Below are 13,114 nucleotides of genomic sequence, written 5' to 3'. Positions count from 1 at the left end.
GGCGCAGCAGCCGGGCGCACGCGCGCGGGCAAGCCATAGCTGGCGGCCAGCACGGCCAGGCTGGCGGGGGCGAGGATCAGCACTTGCGCCAGCTGGTTGCGGCGGCCCTTGCCGGCGATCTGCATGGCGCGCAGCGCCTGCCGCTCGCCGCCCAGCGCTTCGCTCAGCACGGCTTTTACCTTGCGGTTGAACAGCCAGTAGCCGGCGCCCGTGACGAGCAGGCCGGCCACGGCGGCGGCCCCGCGTCCGGCGAAAAACCAGGTGGCGATGGCGGCGGCCAGGGCGGCCAGCGCGCTCTTCCACCAGAATTGCTTGGCCAGCCGCGTGTAGACCTGGCGCAGCGCGCCCAGCACGCAGGTGCGCACATTGTTGGCATAGTCGGCGGAGACGACATCGACGTGCGCATGGTCCGCTTCGCCGCTGAGGACGGACTCGATCACGTCCGCATTCAGTTCCGACGCGGCCACGTCGCGCAGCGGCGTTAATAAACCCTGCACGTGGGCCGAGAACAGGCCGTCGTCGGCGCTGCCGGCCAGCGCGTCGCTGAGCGCCTTGAGGTCGCCGCGCAGCAGCTTTTCCACGATGTCGTCCAGGGTCAGCCAGCGCAGGTCCGTGCCATACGCCACCAGGTGGTGCTTGTCGCCATTGCAGGCGGCGTCCAGGCGCACGATGCGCAGCCTGGCCGCGTACAGGGCGTCGACTTCCTGCGGCTCGTCTTCATTGTAAATGCTCACTTTCGCCAGGGCCAGGCTGCTGGCGATGGCCGCCAGTGAGTGCACGCTCTCCTTGTCGCGGATGCGGCGCGCGTCGTCGGGCGCCTGCTTGGGCAGGCTGACGCTGTAGCCGGGCGCCACGTGCACGTCGACCCACGCCGCCTTGCCCACCTTGCCGGAACCGTCGCAGGGGTTGCAGCGCAAGTCGCCCGCGCCGCTGCAGGTGCGGCACGTGACCTGGCCGCTGGCGCGGCACGTGCCGCAATTGACGTTGCCGGCACCGTGGCAGGTGGTGCAGCTGACCTTGCCGTAGCTGCAATGGTAGCAGGAGCGGTATTCGGTGCGGTACTGCGTGCGCGTTTCGCTGTGGTAGCTGGTATGGGAGCTGCCGTTGCTGTAGGTGGTAGTGGGCACTTGCACCGTCACGTAGTCGGTGACTTGCTCGGCCACGGTGCCGCTGCCGCTGCAATACGAGCACGACACCTTGCCGCTGCCGTAGCAGCCGTAGGCGTTGCAGCTGACGGTGCGCCCGCCGTGGCAGCTCCAGCACGTCTCCGTCGTCGCGCCGTGGCAGGTATGGCAGCCGATGCGGCCCTTCCCGTGGCAGGTGCCGCAGGTGTCCAGGTGCCAGTACTTGACGGCGTGCGGCAGGTAGACGCCCGCCTCGACGCCGTTGTAGGCCTGGCCCGCCTGGCGCAAGGCATTGTCCAGCTTGCCCGCCGCGCGGCGCAGCCGCTCCTTTTCCTGCGCGTGAGCGAGTGCTCCCACTTCATGGGAACCGCAGCGGCAGTCGTTGCCCGCTGGGGCGAAATAGCCATTGATGACGCGCTGTTCGAAGCGCGCTTCCAGTGCGTAATTGGCTTGCAGAGAGAAATCCTGCAGCACGTCTTCCTCGCCCAGCGGCGTGATGTCGTGCGGCTCGAAACGCGTCTTGTCCTGCACCAGGGTGCGCAGCTTGCCCAGCACGGTGGGGATCTCTTCCTTGTCCAGGCGGATGGGCGCTGGCGCCGTCACGGCCGTCTCTGCTACCGGAGGCGCATCCTCGCTGCCTGGGGTTTCACGGGCCGTTTCAGTGCTGGCATTCATGCGCATCCTTTTGCTCTCTGGAAAGATGTTTGAATTTTAGCATCCCCATATGACAAGGCGGCTACCCCCGGCCCCTTTTTCAGCGCAGGCCGCGGCGGAACTGGTCCGGCGTGCCGCCGCTCTGGCGGCGGAACATGGCGATGAAGGCGGAGGCCGTGCTGTAGCCCAGTTCCAGCGCGATCGCCTGCACGCTTGCTCCCCGTTCCAGCAGGGGCAGGGCGGCCAGGAAACGCTGGCGCTGGCGCCATTCGCCAAACGGCATGCCCAGCTCGCGCTGGCAGCGGCGCGCCAGGGTGCGCTCCGTTACGTGCAATTGCGCGGCCCACTCGGCCAGTGAGCGGTTACTGCCCGGGTCCGCCTGCAGGGCGGCCAGCAGCGCCGCGATGACGGGTTCGTCGCTGCCGGGCAGGTAGTTGCGGCTGCAGGGCGCCAGCTGCAACTGGTCAACCAGCACTTGCGCCAGGCGCCGGTCGGCTTCGGTGGCGGGCGTGGTGACGCCCCGTTCGGCAAAGTCGCCGAGTATGGCTTTGAGCAAGGGACTGAGCACCAGCGCGCAGGGCCGGGCCGGCAGATGCGCGCACAGGCTGGCATCGATGTAGGCCGAGTGAAAGGTCACGTCCTGGCGGATATAGCCGTCATGCAAGGTCTCGGGCGGTATCCACACGGCGTACTGGGGCGGCGACAGGTAGCGCTGGCCCGCCACCATGATTTCCATCACGCCCGAGGAGCAATACGTGAGCTGGCCCCACGGATGGCTCTGGTAATCGAACTGCTGGTGCGCGTGATAGTCGTCGAGGCGAAAGTAGACGGGATAGGGCAGGGTGTCGGAAACGGCGGGGAAATGCTGGTTGCTGGCCATATTGTCCTGTTCTTTGTATCGTTTGTCCGATATGCATTATATCCATGAAATCGGACCATGCGAAAATGGCGCTCACTGAATAATGGAGTACCGCATGCACACCAGGCATTATCTGTTTCCCGTGATCGCCGTCCTGATCTGGGCCATCAATACCATCGTCAGCAAGATGGCCGTGGGCGTGATCGACCCGGCCGCCATCTCGTTCTACCGCTGGCTGCTGGCCGGCGTGCTGCTGGCGCTGGTGTTTGCCCGTCCCGTGTGGAAACAGCGGGCCGTGGTGAAACCGTATCTGGGAAAATTGTTTGTGCTGGGCATGTTGGGCATGGTCATGTACCAGTGCTTCGCGTACATCGCCGCGCAGACGACGACGGCCACCAATATGGGCATCCTGGCATCCTTGATGCCCTTGCTGGCCGTGGGCCTGTCCGTGCTGTTGCTGGGCGAGGCGCCTACCGTGGGCGGCGTGTTTGGCGGCCTGGTGTCGCTGCTGGGACTCGGCTACTTGCTCAGCCATGGCAACCCGGCCGCGCTGATCGCCCATGGCGCGGCCGTGGGCGATGGCCTGATGCTGCTGGCCTGCCTGTCGTATGCGGGCTACGGCGTGCTGCTCAAGCGCTGGAAGATTCCCCTGAATAACTGGCACTCGCTGCTGATCCAGGTGTGGTGCGCCGTGCCCGTGCTGTTCGTGTATTACCTGAGCCAGTCCGCGCCGCCCGTCACGGGCGCCGGCTTGCCGCTGGTGCTGTTTGCGGGCATCCCCGCCTCCGTCATCGCGCCGTTCTTGTGGATGCACGGGCTGGCCAAGCTGGGGCCCAGCCGCGCCACGACCCTGATGAACTTGCTGCCCGTGTTTACCGTCCTCATCGCCATGCTGTTCCTCGGGGAAACCTTGCACAGCTATGATGTGATCGGCGGCGGCGTGACCCTGCTGGGCGTGGTGATGGTGCAATACCTGAAGCGCCCCCTGCGCCGTGCCACGGCCTAGTTTTTTTGCTATGCTGATGCTTTGCACAAGGAGGCAGCATGCACGGCATCGACACCCTTGATACCCTATTAAGCGAACTCGAAGCATTCGGTAGCAGCAACGATGCGGCGCACACGGAGCGCGCCAGCCGCATGCTCAACATCACGCGCGATACGGGCGAACTGCTGGCCGTGCTCGTGCACGCGCACGGCGCGCGCCGGCTGCTGGAAATCGGCACCTCGAACGGCTACTCGACCCTGTGGCTGGCGCGCGCGGCGCGCTCGCTTGGCGGCAGCGTGGTGACGGTGGAAAAGGCGCAGGACAAGTTCGACATGGCGCATGCTAATTTTGCGCGCGCGCAATTGCAGGGCGTGATCGGGCAGCTGCTGGCGGACGCGGGCGACGTGCTGCGCGATGCGGCCGACGGCGCCTACGATTTCATCTTTCTCGATTCCGCGCGCCAGCAATACGCGCAGTGGTGGCCGCAGCTGGACCGCGTGCTGGCCGCCGGCGGCGTGCTGGTGGTCGACAACGCCAGCTCGCACTACGCGGACATGGCGGGCTTCCTCGACGCCATCCGCGCCGACAGCCGCTATACGACGTGCCTGGCGACGGTGGGCAAGGGCGAATTCATCGCCGTCAAGTCCGGCAACTGATTATTCGGCAACGATAGTTGTTTCCAGCACGCGCACCTGCGATTCGACGCCTTGCGCGTCGACATCGTCGAAGCGGCCCGTCAGGGGGCTGTCGAGGTCGAATACGCCGATGATCTCGCCGTGCGCAAACACGGGCACCACCAGTTCCGAGCGGGAATTGACGTCGCAGGCGATGTGGCCGGGAAACGCGTGCACATCCTGCACGACGATGGACTTGCCTTCGACCACGGTGGTGCCGCACACGCCGCGGCCCTTCTTGATGCGGATGCAGGCGGGCTTGCCCTGGAACGGTCCCAGCACCAGTTCCTCACCCTTGAGGAAATAAAAGCCGGCCCAGTTGAGGCCAGGCATGGTGTTGAAGACCAGCGAGCTGAAGTTGGCCGTATTGGCGATGAAATCGCTCTCGCCCGCCAGCAAGCCCTGCAGCTGCGAACGCAGGTCCGCATACATGGCTTGCTTGGCGGCGGGGGTATCGGTGCCGTAGGCGGCGTCGCTGATGGTAAACGTCATGGTCGTGGTGGTGGCTGAAATTGGGGAAGGCGCTATGGTAGCGCGTCTGGCCCGTCCGCGTGCGCCGCCCCTTGCGCTTCACTCCTGCAGCACCTCTGCCGCCAGCCGGCGCAGCAGGGGCAGGGCCGCATGGCCGTGCCCTTCCCGCCAGGCCAGGCCGATGCCGGCCGCCAGTTCCTCGCCCTCCACCAGTTGCCGGTATGCCACCCCTGCGAGGCGCAGCGCGCGGAAGGAAGCGGCCAGCAGGGCCATGCCCTTGCCGGCCGCCACGTCGCTGAGCAGCACATGGTGGTCGGACGCCTCGCGCAAAAAAACGGGAGCAAAACCATGGCGGCGAAATACCTGCTGGCAATGGTCGAAAAAGGCGGGCTGGCGCGCCCGTTCGAACCAGTAGACGGATTCCTGGGCAATATCGGCCAGGCCCAGCTTGCGCTTTTTCGCCAGGCGGTGCCCGGCGGGCAGGGCCAGCAGCATGGGCTGGCGCGCCAGCGGCTGCACGGCCAGCTCGAAGGTGGCGCTGGGCAGGGCCAGCAGGGCCGCGTCCAGCTGGCCCTTGCGCACGGCGGCCACCAGGCGGGGCGAGGGCGCCGCCGTCAATTCCAGGCGCAGCGTGCCCAATTGCTTGCCCAGGGCATCGAGCAGGGGGCGGAACAGGCCGGCTTCCACCGAGCTGGTCAGGCCCAGGCGCAGGCGCGCGGGCGCGCTGTCCTGCTGCAGCGATGCTTGCGCCTTATCCAGCAAAGCGAGGATGTGCAGCGCCTGCGGCAGCAAGGTGCGGCCCGCCTGCGTCAGGGCCACGCCCTGCGTGTCGCGTTCGAACAAGCGCGTGCCCAGCCGGTCTTCCAGCAGCCTGATGGCGCGCGACAGGGGCGGCTGCGTCATGTGCAATTGCTCCGCCGCCTGGCGGAAGTTCAGGCAGCGGGCGACGGCGCAAAACAGGTGCAAGGAATGGGTATCGAGGGCTCTCATACCAGAAAGGTATCACGAAATCGCACATTCCCCCGGCACCCGGCGCGGTGCAGACTGGCGGCATCGATATCGACACTTGAGGAGAACAGCATGCAACAACGACGCATCGGCAACAGCGGCTTGACCAGTTCGGCACTGGGTCTGGGCTGCATGGGCATGTCGGAATTCTATGGCGCCACCGACGAGGCGCAATCGCTGGCCACCCTGGAAGCGGCCCTGGCGGCGGGCGTGACCCTGTTCGACACGGCCGACGCCTACGGCTTTGGCCACAACGAGCAATTGCTGGGACGTTTCTTGCAAGGCCGGCGGGGGCAAGCGCTGGTGGCCACCAAGTGCGGCCTGGCGCGCGAGGCGGGCGGCTATGCGCGCCGCATCGACAATACCCCCGCCACCATCCGCCAGGCGTGCGAAGCGTCGCTGGCGCGCCTGGGCGTGGACGCCATCGATCTGTTCTACCTGCACCGGCTGAACCTGGAGACGCCGCTGGAGGAATCGATGGGCGCGCTGGCGCAGCTGCTGCAAGCAGGAAAAATTCGCGCCGTGGGCCTGTGCGAAGTGAGCGCCGCCACCTTGCTGCGCGCGGCGGCGCTCTGCCCCGTGGCGGCCGTGCAGAGCGAATACTCGCTGTGGACGCGCGAGCCGGAGCAGGGCGTGCTGGCCGCCTGCCGCGCCGTGGGCGCCAGTTTCTTTGCCTACAGCCCCCTGGGGCGCGGTTTTCTGACCGGCGCCATCGCCGGCGAGGACAGCCTGGAGGCGGGCGACTTTCGCCGCTTCAATCCCCGCTTCGCGGCCGAAAACCGGGTGCACAACGGGGCCATCGTCGCGCGGGTGCGCGAGATGGCGCGCGACAAGGGCTGCACGCCGGCCCAGCTGGCGCTGGCCTGGCTGCTGGCCCAGGGCGACGACATCATCCCCATTCCCGGCACCAAGCGCCTCGCCTACCTGCACGACAACCTGGGTGCGCTGGCCGTGCCGCTGGGCGGGGCGGAACTGGCGGCGATGAGCGCGGCCTTTCCTTTGGGCATGGCGGCAGGTGCGCGTTACACGCAGGAGGGCATGAAGGGCGTGGATGCCTGAAAAAGATGGCCCAGTGTACGCCAGCGTACCTAACTGATGCTTTTCCTGCGGGAAAATCGGCGACGATCTGCTAGCATTCCGGCTGGCCCCATGCATGCGCGAAGCGGCGTGGGGCCGGGAACGCAGCGTGCATGGAAGGGTGGATGTCAAATTGCTAGATGATGATATTTTCGATATCGAATTGAAGTTATTGCTTGAAGGAATCTTGCTGAGATATCAGCACGATTTCCGCGATTACTCGGTGGCGTCGTTGCGCCGGCGCATGCGCCAGGCCATGGAGCGCTTCGGCTGCGCCAGCCTGTCGCAGTTGCAGGACCGCATCTTGCACGAGCCGGCCATGTTTGCGCAGATGCTGCAATTTTTCACCGTGCAGGTGAGCGAGATGTTCCGCGATCCCGCGTATTTCCGCGCCTTGCGCGAAAAAGTCGTGCCCATCCTGCATACCTATCCCTCCATCAAGATCTGGGTGGCCGGCTGCAGCAGCGGGGAAGAGGTGTGGTCGCTGGCCATCTTGCTGGAAGAGGAAGGCTTGCTCGAACGCAGCATGATCTATGCGACCGATATCAATGTCGAGGCGCTGGCCGCCGCCGAAGCGGGCATCTATCCGATCGAGCGCATCGCCCAGTTCAGCGAAAACTACCAGCTGGCGGGCGGCAAGCGTTCGCTGTCCGACTATTACACGGCCGCCTACAAGGGCGCCATCTTTGACCGGCGTCTGCGGCGCCAGTTCGTCTTTGCCGACCACAGCCTGGCGACGGACAGCGTGTTTTCGGAGGTACACATGGTTTCCTGCCGTAATGTCATGATTTACTTCAATAAAGACTTGCAGGACCGCACCCTGGGCCTGTTCCACGAAGCGCTGGTGAACCGGGGCTTCCTGGGCCTGGGCATGAAGGAAAGCCTGCATTTCAGCCGCCATGCGGCCAGCTTCAACGAGCTGAGCCAGGCTGAACGCATCTTCCAGCGGGCCTAGGCCGATGCCGCACAGCGCACAGGCAGGCTTGCCCAGCTCGGAGGTGGCGCCGCCGCCTGCGGGCCTGCGCCTGATCGCCATCGGCGCCTCGGCCGGCGGCGTGGAAGCGCTGGGCATCGTGCTGCGCGCCTTGCCCGCCACCTGCCGCGCGGCCGTGGTGGTGGTGCTGCACCTGGCGCCGGGCCGCTCCAGCCAGTTGCCGCAGCTGTATGCGGAGCGCTGCCAGCTGCCCTTGCGCGAAGCGCAGGACAAGGAACCGCTGCAAGGCGGCACCGTCTACTTCGCCCCGCCCGATTACCACCTGCAAGTCGAACCCGATGGCTGTTTTTCCCTGTCGCAGGAAGAACCCGTGTATTTTTCGCGCCCGTCCATCGATGTCCTGCTGGAAACGGCCGCCTACGCCTACCGGCGTGCCATGCTGGCCATCATCCTGACGGGCGCCTCGGCCGACGGCGCGGCGGGCCTGGCGAGAGTGCGGCAGCTGGGCGGCAGCGCCTGGGTGCAGGAGCCAGCGGGGGCCAGTTGTGGCAGCATGCCGGCCGCCGCGCTCAGGCGGGCCGGCGCCGACCGCGTGCTCGATTTACCGCAAATGGCCGCCAGCCTGGCCTTGCTCGGCGAAGGCGGAGACAAGTGAATGGGAGTGGAGCAGTGCGTGTAATATATGCAAAAACTGAAGCAATATTTATATCCATATTGAAACACGATGGCATCTTGCCGTTGCGATGCCTGAAGACTACTCCGTGACCGCACCTATCCATATCCTCGTCGTTGACGACATCGCGCAAAACCTGGTCGCCGCCGAAGCCGTGCTGGCACGGCCCGGCATTGTCATCCTCAAGGCAAGTTCGGGCGCGCAAGCGCTGGAATTGCTGTTGACGCATGAGGTCGCACTCGCCCTGATCGATGTGCAAATGCCGCAGATGGATGGTTTCGAGCTGGCCGAACTGATACGCGGCAGCGAACGCACGCGCAGCATACCGCTGATTTTCCTCACGGCCGCGTCGCGCGAACCGAGCTACAGTTTCCGTGGCTACGAGGCGGGCGCCGTCGATTTCCTGTACAAGCCCATCGACGTGAAAGCCTTGCAAAGCAAGGTGGCGGTGCTGGTCCAGCTGTACCAGCAGAAACGCGAATTGTCGGCCCAGCTAGATGAGCTCAAGCATGCGCTGCACTTGAACGAGCTGTTCACGGCCGTGCTGGGCCACGACTTGCGCACGCCCTTGTCGGTGGTGATGAACGGCGCCATGCTGTTGCCGATGATGAGCGACCACCCGAAGGTGGTGGTCACGGCGCAGCGCATCGAAAGCAGCGCCAAGCGCATGGCGCGCATGGTCGACCAGCTGCTGGACCTGGCGCGCATCCGCTCCGGCACGATGGAGTTGCGCAGCAGCACGCACGACTACCTGGCGCTGGCGCGCGCCATCGTCGAGGAATTCGAGACGGCCGGCCAGGCCCCGCTGGTCGAGGTCAGCAGCGTGGGCGAGCTGCACGGGCAGTGCGATGCGGGCTTGCTGTCGCAAGTGATCTCGAATCTCTTATGCAATGCCATCACGCATGGCGAGCCGGGCACGCCCGTGCAGCTGGCCCTCGACGGGCGCGCCGCCGACAGCATCGAGTTGCGCATTCTCAATCGCGGCGTGATTCCCGCCGCCTTGCTGCCCACTTTGTTCGAGCCGTTCCAGCAGGCGGGCGAGAAGCGCAAGACGGGGCAGGGCCTGGGACTGGGCCTGTACACGGTGAATATGTTCGTCAAGGCGCATGGCGGCACGGTCGAACTCAGTTCGACGGCCACGCAGGGCACGGTGGCGACGGTGCGCATTCCGCGCAAGTGCCAGGTGTGCGTGCAAGCGGGACTGGCTCCATGAGCGCGCCAGCCTGGCCGCGCGGCGGCGGCAGCATGGGCGAATTGGTGCGCCAGCACGACTGGTCCGCCACCGGCCTTGGCCCGCTGGACGGCTGGCCCGCCAATTTGCGCACCAGCGTCGACATCGTGCTCCATTCGCCGATGGCGATGGTGCTGATGTGGGGACCGCAGCACGTCATGATTTACAACGACGACTACATCCAGATTGCCGGCGCGCGCCATCCGGCGGCGCTGGGCGGCACGGTGCCGGCCGTCTGGCCTGAAATCTGGGACTGGAACGCGCGCATCCTCGCGGCCGGATTGCGCGGCGAGACGCAGGTGCACCGCGAGAGCTGCTTGCCGCTGCTGCGTGAGGGAATACCGGCGGATATCTGCTTCGACCTGTTCTATACGCCCGTGCATGGCGCCGACGGCCAGGTGGACGGCGTGCTGTGCACGGCGCTGGAATTGACGGCGCGCATGGAGGAGGGGCGCCAGCTGAAGCTGGCCACGGCGGAGCTGGGCGAACTCAATAGCACCTTGCAGACGGAGAGCGAGGCCGTGCGCGCGGCCAACCGCCGCCTGGGCGAGGAACGCGCGCTGCTGCGCGCCCTGTTCCAGCAGGCGCCCAGTTTCATGGCCATGCTGCGGGGGCCGCAGCATGTATTTGAATTGGCGAACGAACACTATCTGCGCCTGGTGGGGCGCCCCGAACTTGAGCTGCTGGGCAAGACCGTCGAATCGGCCTTGCCCGAAGTCAAGGCGCAGGGCTTCATCGGCCTGCTGGACCAGGTCTACCGCAGCGGCGAACCGTATGAAGGGCGCCAGGTCAAAGTGGATTTGCAGACGGCCGATGGGCAGACGGGCCAGCGCCTGATCGACTTCGTCTACCAGCCCATCAAGGATGACGAGGGCGCGGTCACGGGCATCCTCGTCGAAGGCATCGACGTCACCGAGCGCATGGAAGGCGAGGAGCGCTTGCGCCTGGCCCAGCAGGCGGGCGGCATCGGCACCTTCGAATGGTTCCCCGAGACGGGCGCGATGGTCGTATCGCCCACCTTCCGCCACCAGTGGGGCATTGCCGATGGCGAGGAAGTGACGGAACGCTTGCTGGTGAGCCTGGTCGATGCGCGCGACCGGCAGAAGGTCGGGCCCAGCAAGCTGGATCTGGCGCAAAATCCCCTTGAATACGTGGAGTACCGCGTGCGCCGCCCCGTCGATGGCGCGCTGCGCTGGATCGCGCGCCAGGGCGAGGTGGTGGCGGGCCGCGTGCCGGGCCAGCGCCGCTACGTGGGCGTGTCGTTCGACGTGACGGAGCGGCGCCAGATCGAGGATGAACTGAACGCCAGCCAGGAGCGCATGGCGGCCATTTTCGGCCAGGCGTCCGTGGGCTTGTCCGAGCTGGGTCTCGACGGCCGTTTCCAGCGCGTCAACGGCGCCCTGTGCCGCATGCTGGGACGTTCCGCCGAGGAATTGCTAAGTTTGAACATGAACGACATCATGCATCCGGCGGACGTGCCCGGCAACAACGTGCTGTTCCGGCGCCTGGTGGAAACGGGCGAATCGTTCTCGCTGGAAAAACGCTACCTGAAGCCCGATGGCTCGCAGGTGTGGGTGTCGAGCAATGTCAGCCGCCTGGTCGATGAGCAGGGACACACGCGTTCCTTGATCGCCGTCAAGACGGACATCACGGACCGGCGCCGCGTGGAAAAAGCGCTGCATGAATTGAACGAAACGCTGGAGCACCGTGTCGAACAGGAAGTGAACGAACGCACCAAGGCCGAAGATGCCTTGCGCCAGGCGCAAAAGATGGAAGCCGTGGGCCAGCTGACGGGCGGCATCGCGCACGACTTCAATAATGTGCTGCAAATTATCTCCGGCAATTTGCATTTGCTGCACCACCTGACGGGCACGGATGGCCTCATGCGCCAGCGCCTGGAGACGGCGATTGCCGCCGTCGAGCGGGGCGCCAAGCTGTCGTCGCACCTGCTGGCATTTGCGCGGCGCCAGCCATTGAAGCCCGTGGTGGCCGACCTGGCCCGCGTGGTGCGCAACATGGATGCGCTGCTGCGGCGCGCCCTGGGCGAAGCGATCGACATCACGCTGGTGGGCGGCGGCGGGCTGTGGAATACCCTGGTCGACCGCAGCCAGATCGAGAACGTCATCCTCAACCTGGCCATCAATGCGCGCGACGCCATGGATGGCGTGGGCAAGCTGACCATCGAGCTGGGCAATGTGGTGCTCGACGAACAGTATGTGCACAACCTGGTCGACGTGCCGGCCGGGCAATATGTGATGCTGTCCGTGACCGATACGGGCCGCGGCATGAGCGGTCCCGTGCTGCAGCGCGCGTTCGAGCCGTTCTTCACCACCAAGCCGGAAGGCGCGGGCACGGGCCTGGGCCTGTCGATGGCGTATGGTTTCGTTACGCAAAGCCGCGGCCATATCCGCATTTACAGTGAACCTGGCGTGGGCACGGGAGTCAAAATCTATTTGCCCCGATCCCTGATGGCCGAGGCGGACGAGGAACTGGAATTGAGCGGCGTCGTCACGGGCGGCACGGAAACCGTGCTGGTGGTGGAAGACGATGTGGGCGTGCGCACAACCGTGGTCGACATGCTGGGCGCGCTCGGCTACACGGTGCTCAAGGCCGAAGATGGCGAAAGCGCGCTGGCCGTGCTGCACAGCGGCGCGCAGATCGACTTGCTGTTTACGGACGTGATCATGCCCGGTCCCGTCAGCAGCACGGAGATGGCGCGCCAGGCGCGCGAGTTGCAGCCCGATATCGCCGTCTTGTTTACCTCGGGCTATGCGCAAGACATCATCGTGCATGAAGGCAGGCTCGATGCGGGCGTGGAATTGCTCAGCAAGCCGTACCGGCGCGAAGAGCTGGCGCGCAAGCTGCGCCATGTGCTGGCCAACCGCCAGCAGCAATTGCGCGCGCGCCAGTTCGAGCGGTCCGGCGCGCCGCTGGCCGGCATGCAGGCGGCAGGCAGCCTGGCGGCCAGCGTGCTGGGAGGCGGCACGCCAGGGCTGGACTTGACGGGCCATGCCTTGGTACCGCAGGGGGACATGCCGACATCGATGAAAATTCTCGTGGTGGAAGACAATCTCGATTCCCAGCTGATGGTGTGCGAGCTGGTGGGCATGCTGGGCCATACGGTCAGCGGCGTGTCCGATGGCGAGGCGGCGTGGAAGTTGCTCAACGAGCAAGACTTCGATATCCTGTTTACCGATGTCAGCCTGCCCGGCATGTCCGGCATCGCGCTGGCACGCATGGTGCTGCGCGACAAGCCTGACATGCGCATCATCTTTTCCACGGGCTATGGCAAGGAATCGATGGATGAACTGGGCTTTTCCGCCAGCGTCTTGCGCAAGCCGTATGATTTGATGGAGTTGCAAGCAGCACTCGACCAACCCTGACGGGCACGCACCAGCATGGCCAGCCCGTCCCACCCCGCAGA

At 65.7% G+C, this 13,114-nt stretch carries 10 protein-coding genes and 1 pseudogene; 7 read left to right on the top strand and 4 right to left on the bottom strand.

Annotated features, from left to right (window positions below; all coding sequences use genetic code 11):
* Together GCN74_RS12275 and GCN74_RS12270 are read right to left on the bottom strand one after the other, a co-directional pair.
* Window positions 1–1,799: pseudogene (locus GCN74_RS12275) on the bottom strand (hypothetical protein); the annotation flags it as partial.
* Window positions 1,800–1,878: 79 nt separating this feature from the next.
* A complete protein-coding gene (locus tag GCN74_RS12270; RefSeq protein ID WP_152256942.1) occupies window positions 1,879–2,658 on the bottom strand; it encodes an AraC family transcriptional regulator in 780 nt (259 codons plus the stop codon).
* A gap of 94 nt (window positions 2,659–2,752) precedes the next feature.
* Here GCN74_RS12270 and GCN74_RS12265 point away from each other — a divergent pair, with 94 nt between their 5' ends.
* A complete protein-coding gene (locus GCN74_RS12265; RefSeq protein ID WP_152256941.1) occupies window positions 2,753–3,643 on the top strand; it encodes a DMT family transporter in 891 nt (296 codons plus the stop codon).
* Between the two features lie 38 nt (window positions 3,644–3,681).
* The gene (locus GCN74_RS12260) at window positions 3,682–4,278 is read left to right on the top strand and encodes an O-methyltransferase (RefSeq protein ID WP_226939005.1); all 597 of its coding nucleotides are present in this window, start codon (window positions 3,682–3,684) and stop codon (window positions 4,276–4,278) included.
* Here GCN74_RS12260 and GCN74_RS12255 read toward each other — a convergent pair whose 3' ends face one another.
* Both GCN74_RS12255 and GCN74_RS12250 read right to left on the bottom strand, forming a co-directional pair.
* Window positions 4,279–4,788, bottom strand: coding sequence for a GAF domain-containing protein (locus GCN74_RS12255; RefSeq protein WP_152256940.1), 510 nt, complete (start codon window positions 4,786–4,788; stop codon window positions 4,279–4,281).
* 78 nt (window positions 4,789–4,866) lie between these two features.
* Window positions 4,867–5,757 (bottom strand): LysR family transcriptional regulator, encoded by an 891-nt coding sequence (locus tag GCN74_RS12250; RefSeq protein ID WP_152256939.1) that lies wholly within the window; start codon window positions 5,755–5,757, stop codon window positions 4,867–4,869.
* 90 nt (window positions 5,758–5,847) lie between these two features.
* Between GCN74_RS12250 and GCN74_RS12245 the strand changes: the two genes are divergently transcribed.
* From GCN74_RS12245 to GCN74_RS12225, 5 genes are all read left to right on the top strand, one after another.
* Window positions 5,848–6,834 carry an aldo/keto reductase gene (locus tag GCN74_RS12245; RefSeq protein ID WP_152256938.1) on the top strand — a complete coding sequence of 329 codons (987 nt, stop codon included), beginning with the start codon at window positions 5,848–5,850 and terminating at the stop codon, window positions 6,832–6,834.
* 151 nt (window positions 6,835–6,985) lie between these two features.
* A complete protein-coding gene (locus GCN74_RS12240) occupies window positions 6,986–7,807 on the top strand; it encodes a CheR family methyltransferase (RefSeq protein WP_152256937.1) in 822 nt (273 codons plus the stop codon).
* A 4-nt stretch (window positions 7,808–7,811) separates the two neighbouring features.
* Window positions 7,812–8,441, top strand: a complete 630-nt coding sequence (locus tag GCN74_RS12235) for a chemotaxis protein CheB (RefSeq protein ID WP_152256936.1) — start codon at window positions 7,812–7,814, stop codon at window positions 8,439–8,441.
* A gap of 106 nt (window positions 8,442–8,547) precedes the next feature.
* On the top strand, window positions 8,548–9,672 hold the full coding sequence (locus GCN74_RS12230) for a hybrid sensor histidine kinase/response regulator (RefSeq protein ID WP_152256935.1): 1,125 nt from the start codon (window positions 8,548–8,550) through the stop codon (window positions 9,670–9,672).
* Complete coding sequence (locus GCN74_RS12225) at window positions 9,669–13,073, top strand: PAS domain S-box protein (RefSeq protein ID WP_152256934.1); 3,405 nt, start codon at window positions 9,669–9,671, stop codon at window positions 13,071–13,073. The genes GCN74_RS12230 and GCN74_RS12225 overlap by 4 nt, the downstream gene beginning before the upstream one ends.
* Window positions 13,074–13,114: the final 41 nt, after the last annotated feature.

It is taken from the genome of Janthinobacterium sp. FT14W (genome assembly GCF_009208755.1).
Taxonomy (GTDB): Bacteria; Pseudomonadota; Gammaproteobacteria; order Burkholderiales; family Burkholderiaceae_D; genus Janthinobacterium; species Janthinobacterium violaceinigrum.
Note: the sequence above shows the minus strand (reverse complement) of the source record. Positions and strands in the feature narration are given on the sequence as shown.